The sequence below is a fragment of the Acetobacter conturbans genome, assembly GCF_011516755.1.
GTDB classification, from domain to species: domain Bacteria; phylum Pseudomonadota; class Alphaproteobacteria; order Acetobacterales; family Acetobacteraceae; genus Acetobacter; species Acetobacter conturbans.
In genome coordinates this window covers 56,723-63,015 of the sequence record NZ_WOSY01000014.1, presented here as the reverse complement: position 1 = coordinate 63,015, position 6,293 = coordinate 56,723, and the positions used below count along the sequence as shown (strand labels likewise).

The 6,293-nt window shown below is 55.3% G+C and carries 5 protein-coding genes; 4 read left to right on the top strand and 1 reads right to left on the bottom strand.

The window, feature by feature from the left end:
* Nucleotides 1-335 precede the first annotated feature (335 nt).
* The 4 genes from GOB81_RS13435 (at nt 336) to GOB81_RS17980 (ending at nt 5,249) form a co-directional block, all read left to right on the top strand.
* A complete protein-coding gene (locus GOB81_RS13435; RefSeq protein ID WP_198912123.1) occupies nt 336-1,811 on the top strand; it encodes an aldehyde dehydrogenase family protein in 1,476 nt (491 codons plus the stop codon).
* A gap of 72 nt (nt 1,812-1,883) precedes the next feature.
* The gene (locus GOB81_RS13430) at nt 1,884-3,305 is read left to right on the top strand and encodes a purine-cytosine permease family protein (RefSeq protein ID WP_173570937.1); all 1,422 of its coding nucleotides are present in this window, start codon (nt 1,884-1,886) and stop codon (nt 3,303-3,305) included.
* A gap of 94 nt (nt 3,306-3,399) precedes the next feature.
* On the top strand, nt 3,400-5,004 hold the full coding sequence (locus GOB81_RS13425; RefSeq protein ID WP_198912122.1) for a GMC family oxidoreductase: 1,605 nt from the start codon (nt 3,400-3,402) through the stop codon (nt 5,002-5,004).
* 104 nt (nt 5,005-5,108) lie between these two features.
* On the top strand, nt 5,109-5,249 hold the full coding sequence (locus tag GOB81_RS17980) for an AtzH-like domain-containing protein (RefSeq protein WP_338421368.1): 141 nt from the start codon (nt 5,109-5,111) through the stop codon (nt 5,247-5,249).
* Between the two features lie 196 nt (nt 5,250-5,445).
* Here GOB81_RS17980 and GOB81_RS13415 read toward each other — a convergent pair whose 3' ends face one another.
* Complete coding sequence (locus GOB81_RS13415) at nt 5,446-6,288, bottom strand: alpha/beta hydrolase (protein ID WP_173570936.1); 843 nt, start codon at nt 6,286-6,288, stop codon at nt 5,446-5,448.
* Between the last annotated feature and the right edge of the window lie 5 nt (nt 6,289-6,293).

Genomic DNA, 6,293 nt, shown 5'->3' with positions numbered 1-6,293 from the left:
GAGCATACCGGCGCATCCATATATCCCCCCTGAAAACAGGGAGAAAACATCATGCATCGGACAAAAGTACAAGGCCCAGACCAGCAGGCGCTAACTGACTACACGCTCTAGTCCCTTAATCCGGTGACCAGCCTGCCCTGAGTCTGAAACGGATAATTTGTCAGTGTGCTGATTAGTATTGCGCGCGCTCAAACTTTGTGTAAGCGTTGCGATATCGGAATGTGACGATACTGCACCATCGTGCGGATTGGATGCGGCCGCGAAAGGAGCGGGTTTCATGTGGCACTCAGAGAGGCCATGCCGACTGAAACACGTGGCACAATACGAACGGTGAAATGATGCTGAAACCTCTTTGTGAAGAAAACGGAATTCCGGTTTATGGACTGTATGTTGATGGCCGGTGGGTAGCGTCCACACAAGGGAAACGGGCTCCTGACCATAACCCGGCCGACAATACCCTGATTGCCTATGTGCATCAGGCGACCGCTCCGGATGTGGAAGCTGCTCTGGAGAGTGCCCAACGAGCCTCGCGCGCTTGGGCTGATACGCGGGTGGGCACAAAGGAAGCGCTTTTTTTCTGTTTGCGTGATGTCATCATGACCCGCCGTACGGAAATCCAGCAGATTCTGATTAAGGAATCTGGATCGGCTTTCAAAAAAGCTCTCTGGGAAATCGACTATGTCATCGATCTCATCCAGACCATGGTAGGAGAAATTCGCCGTATCGCGGGTGAAACGATGCCCACCACGATTGAAGGTCGGGTTTCCATGTCGTTCCGCCAGCCTTTGGGCGTCGTGTTGGGTATCTGCCCGTTCAATTCGCCATTTCTGCTGACCATGAAAAAGGTTGTGCCTGCTGTGGCGGCAGGGAATGCCATCATCATAAAACCGTCGGAAGAAACACCGCTTTCCGGCCTCTTGATCGCCGACCTTTTTGAAGAGGCTGGGTTGCCTCCAGGGGTTTTGAACGTCATCAACGCGGCGGTGGCTGATATTGCGCCTGCTTTGACCGAAGATCCGCGCATTAAAGCGATTACTTTTACGGGATCAACCCGCACCGGCCGCCTTCTGGCCGAAGGGGCGGCCCGGGGGTTAAAGCGGATAACGTTGGAAATGGGGGGCAAAGGGCCGCTGGTTGTCCTTCGGGACGCGGATCTCGATGGGGCGGTGCGCGCGGCCACTTTCGGAGCGTTTTTGCACCAAGGGCAGGTCTGTATGGCGGGATCGCGCGTGATTGTGGATTCCTCCTTATATGACGAATTCTGCAAGCGGTTTGTCGAACGGACACGACAGGTGAAGGTAGGTTCTCCCGATCGGGAAGATACTGTTGTGGGACCTCTGATTCGAATTTCGCAATGTGCGTTCATAGCTGGACAGATTGAGGATGCCGTGTCCCAAGGCGCGGTTGTCCGGTGTGGGGGCGGCTATAACGGTTCGTATTTTGAGCCGACTGTCCTGACGGATGTAACGCCTGCCATGCGGATCTATCACGAGGAATCATTTGGGCCTGTGGTTTCGGTTCTGCGCGCCGAGGATACGGGCGACGCGCTCAGGCTGGCTAATGATACATCCTATGGTCTGTCCGCCGCCGTCATGACCGAAAACCTGAGTGACGCTTGGTATTTCGCGCAAAATATCGAGGCGGGTATGGTGCATATCAATGACTCGACAATTTCCGATGAGCCGCACGTGCCGTTTGGTGGTGTCAAGAACAGCGGTTTCGGTCGGGAAGGTGGGCGCTATTCCATAGAGGAAATGACCGAACTCAAATGGGTTACGTTTCAGACAGCGAAACCCTCTTTTCCGTTCTGAGCAAGACGGCGGTCTTGCTATGTCGGGCATGGCTGGTGCGGACCGGCTCCCTGTCTTTTTGGAGATGATGAAATGTCCGAAAGTGTTGTGTCTTCACAGGATGGAAAAAACAGTTCATTTCGTATCGAAACAGAAACGATATTCCCGATCCCGGAAAATATCCGGCGTGGTAACGCATGGTCACTTGCCACGGTCTGGCTGGGTGCTAACCAGACCATTCTGACCTTCATGACGGGGATGATCTATACCCAGCTATGCAACCTGTCGGTGGGGTGGGCCATTCTGGCCATTATGCTGGGTAATGTCGTGGGCGGCATTTTCATGGCGCTGCATGCGGCACAAGGGCCGCATCTGGGTATTCCGCAGATGCAGCAGACCCGTGGCCAGTTCGGGGTTTATGGGTCGCTTTTGGTCATTCTTATCGTCATTTTCATGTATATCGGTTTTGCCTCGACGCTTTTCGCTATCAGTCGGGATCAGTCGACTACGTTTTTTGGCCCGCTTTCCGGCTCTCCGGCGATTTATGCCTCGGCCTTCATGGTCTGGGTACTGTGTACAGTGGGTCATGCCCTGCTTGAACGTTTTATTGTGGCGTTCTCCTATATTGCGGGGATCGTGTTTGTACTGATCGGCGCGATTTACGTAATGAGTCCTTTCGGGGTGTTGAAAGTTCCTTTTTTCGTAACGCCCAGCGCGCATGATTTTCTTATGGCTATATCGGTCGGCGTTCTGTGGCAGGTAGCCTACGCGCCTTATGTGTCCGACTATTCGCGCTACCTGCCTGTCCGTACAGGGGAGAAAGAAGCATTTTACGGATGCCTTTCTGGCAGTACGATCGGTGCTGCCCTTCCCATGATCGTGGGCGCGTATGTAGCGGGCACCCTCTCCGGAGAAAATTATTATGAATCACTCAAGCATGTTTCGAGCATTCTTCCTGCTGTCATCTATATCGTGTTCTTCGCATCAACGATTGTCTCTGCAGCGATGCAGATCTATTGTGCCACGCTGTCTAGCCTGACGCTGCTGCATACCTTCGCTCCGGCATGGAAACCTTCCAAAAAAGCCCGGACCGTTGTAGCCGCGCTGCTGGTCAGTGTCTCCGCGTTGCTGACCATGAGCCTGAGTGGCGACGCATTGAACAATGTCAGTAACTTCCTGTTGCTACTGCTAGCTGTTTTGTCACCGTGGACTGCCATTAACCTGGTCGATTACTATCTGATACGGCATGGCCATTACGATATTCCCTCTCTCTACCGAAATGATGGTGGGATATACGGCTTTGTAAATGGTTCGGCTGTAAGCTGTTATGTCCTGGGTATTGTCGTGCAGGTACCTTTTGTATCCAACAGCCTCTATACCGGTGTGATTGCCAATCAGCTTGGTGGCATCGATATCTCCTGGATACTGGGTATTGTCGTGCCGGGCGTTCTTTACTGGATTTTGGCGCGCAGGAAAAAGCAGTGGGAATTACAGGCGGCCACCAGTCGCGTCTGAGTTCCAGTCTGTCGACCCGACTTCCTCCTTCTTTATTCCAGTGGTTCATGCTGCATGCGATGAACCGTCACACGCAGCATGAATGAAAGCGATAATGATGCCGGAATCAGAAACTGATATTGTGATTGTCGGTGCAGGTGCTTCCGGTTGTGTCGTGGCGGGTTATCTGGCGGAGCATACGGATGCCCGTATCACGGTGATTGAAGCCGGAGGTGCCGATACCGACCTATTGATTAAAATTCCCGCTGGTTACGCCAAGCTTTTGGAACATGACAGGCATTTATGGAAATACGATACCGTGCCCCAGTACGGTACATCGCGGCCATACCGTTCAGGCCGGGTCATGGGAGGAGGGTCGTCTGTCAATGCGCTCTGCTATGTGCGCGGGCAACCACGGGATTACGATGAATGGAATGAGGCTGTAGGAGGTGAGGAAGATTGGTCCTATGCCGAAATGCTCAGGCATTTTGTGGCGCAGGAATGCAGCGACACTTTCCACAATGCCTATCATGGCACCCACGGGGACATGAAAATAGAGCTGACACGGCATATCAATCCGTTAAACCAGTTATGCGTCAAGGCATTTCAGGAATATGGCCTGCCCTATAACGTCGATTATAATGGGGAAAGCCAGATTGGGGCTTCTCCAGTGCAGACGAACATCCATCAGGGGAGACGTTGCAGTGCGGTAGATGCCTATCTGCGCAGGCATTTGCAGTCAGGTCGGGTCAAGACAGTCACCGGGGCGACGGTCACAAGAGTAATGCTCCGGGATGGACAGGCTTATGGCATAGAATATCTCGTCGGTGTCCGTTCTCACAGATTGCTGGCCCGGCAGGTCATTCTGTCGGCTGGTGCCGTGCAGTCTCCCAAGATTCTGATGCATTCCGGGGTGGGACCGCAAGACGAACTGCGCAAAGTCGGTATCGAGGTGAAGGTCGATGCGCCTGATGTGGGTGCAAATCTGCAGGACCATCCGATATGCTGCGTGCGCACCTATATTCGGGATAAGCTGGGGTATCAGGATATCTGCGGTGGCATGGGTGCGGCGAAGGCGGCCTTGCGTTATCTGCTCACCCGCGACGGACCTATAGCGGGGAATGGGATTGAGACGGTATCCCACTGGAACCCGAATGATTTCACGGCCGATCCCACCGTGCAGTGTTACCATGTTCCTGTCATTTCTGAAGATGGCCTGATTCCGACGGGCAAGCGGCCGGGCGTGACATTGGAGGTCGTGCTGCTGCGTCCACGCAGCCGTGGCTGGGTGCGGCTGGCAGATGCAGATCCTTGTTCCATGCCGTTGATCAATCCCAATTTTATGGATGATGAGCAGGATCTGCGTGACGCGATCACGGCCATCCGTGCGGCGCGGATGGTCATGGCACAGGACTCGCTTGCGCAGGTCACGCAGGAGGAGCTTGCCCCCGGAGCCGCCATCCAGAGCGACGAGGAGATCGCGCAGTGGATACGCAAGGTTGTGAACACCATGTGGCATCCTGTTGGCACCTGCCGCATGGGTAAGGATGACAGGGCCGTGGTGGATGCGCGCCTACGGGTAAAAGGGGTTGAGAACCTGCGCGTGATTGATGCATCCATCATGCCCAACATTGTGAGTGCGAATACCAATGCGCCCTGCCAGGCGCTGGCGCGTAAGGGTGCGGTCATGTTCGCCGAGGACTATGCCCGTTGCAGATAAAAACGTGTGAGCAGGACAGGTAACAGGTGAACGACCCGGTGATGTGGGTATAGATTATCAATATTCCGATCTGTACGAAGTGGCGCTGGTCCGTAATCCAATCCGTGCTGGACGCGCTGTTCTGGCATGGGCCGGAAATCGTGCGCTATGGTGTGGGTGAAAACCTTTATGTGCTCAGGAAATTACGGTGTTTCGTCGAGTCAGGCTGGAGGGTCTCCGCCGCGCTGGGCGCGGCGACGGCATAGGGTGTGGGTGGATGGGAGCATGAGGGTTGCCAGCCTGAAGTTCCGCTATACAGGCAGCCGGATGGCAGATGCGGATATGGATAAACGATGGCGCGGAATCAGCGTATTCTTGCTGCCCATCTCTCCATCATGACGGGCAGGTCGAAAATAGCTCCCCGACCGTGCCGATGAAAACCGCCTGCGTTGAGTGCCACACCTATGGGCTGGTGGAACTGGCCGTTGTTTCCATCAGCCGGCGTGTCAGCAATCCGTCTGGAGCGCGGAGCGCATCAAGAATACGGAAATGATCCGCCTGCCTGACAGGGAGTAGTGTCGTCGGGCACTGGCGACTGGCCCGTAAGGCATGGAGGGCTGTAGCATCCTTGCCGAATACCGGCAGTTCGTGCGTGCCGAACGCAATGCAGAGTGATTTGGGCGAGGGGTCGTTCCGTAGTGGGGAAAAGCGTTCGATTTCCTGTTCGCTCAAATTCAGGGCAGCGTTCAGGTATGTCCTCTGCAAGGGGGCGAGGTCATAAATGCCTGAGATACACAGGCCAGCGGTAATCAAAGGATGATCGAGTAAAAGCGCTGCGAGTGTGCCGCCCGCCGACCAGCCGGACACTACATGAGGGCCGACCAAGCCATACGTGCCGCCATGCCGGGCCAGCCAGTCCAGCGCGCCTTCAAGTTCACCGACGATCCGGGTTAGGCTGGCCGTCGGGGCCAGCGTATGGGCGGGCATGGCAACCGACCAGCCATGTGCCAGCAGGCCTCCGGCCAAGCAGGCGAAGTCTTCAGGGCGGTTCCATTGCCAGTAACCCCCATGAATGAAAATCAGGCAGGGGGCACCTGTCTGGCCAGACGGATATAACGTCCAGCGATGGGCAGCACTGGAGCCCCATTGAATATCATAGCTTCTGTTCGCCAAGTTTACACGAAATGCTGCGGAATCCACACGCAGCCGGGCCATCCACTCCCGGCTGCCCGGCACGGCGGCGACATTGTCATAGGCCGCGTCCAGTGCTTTCTGGTCGGACCTGTTGCCGCCTGCTGGGGTCATGGACC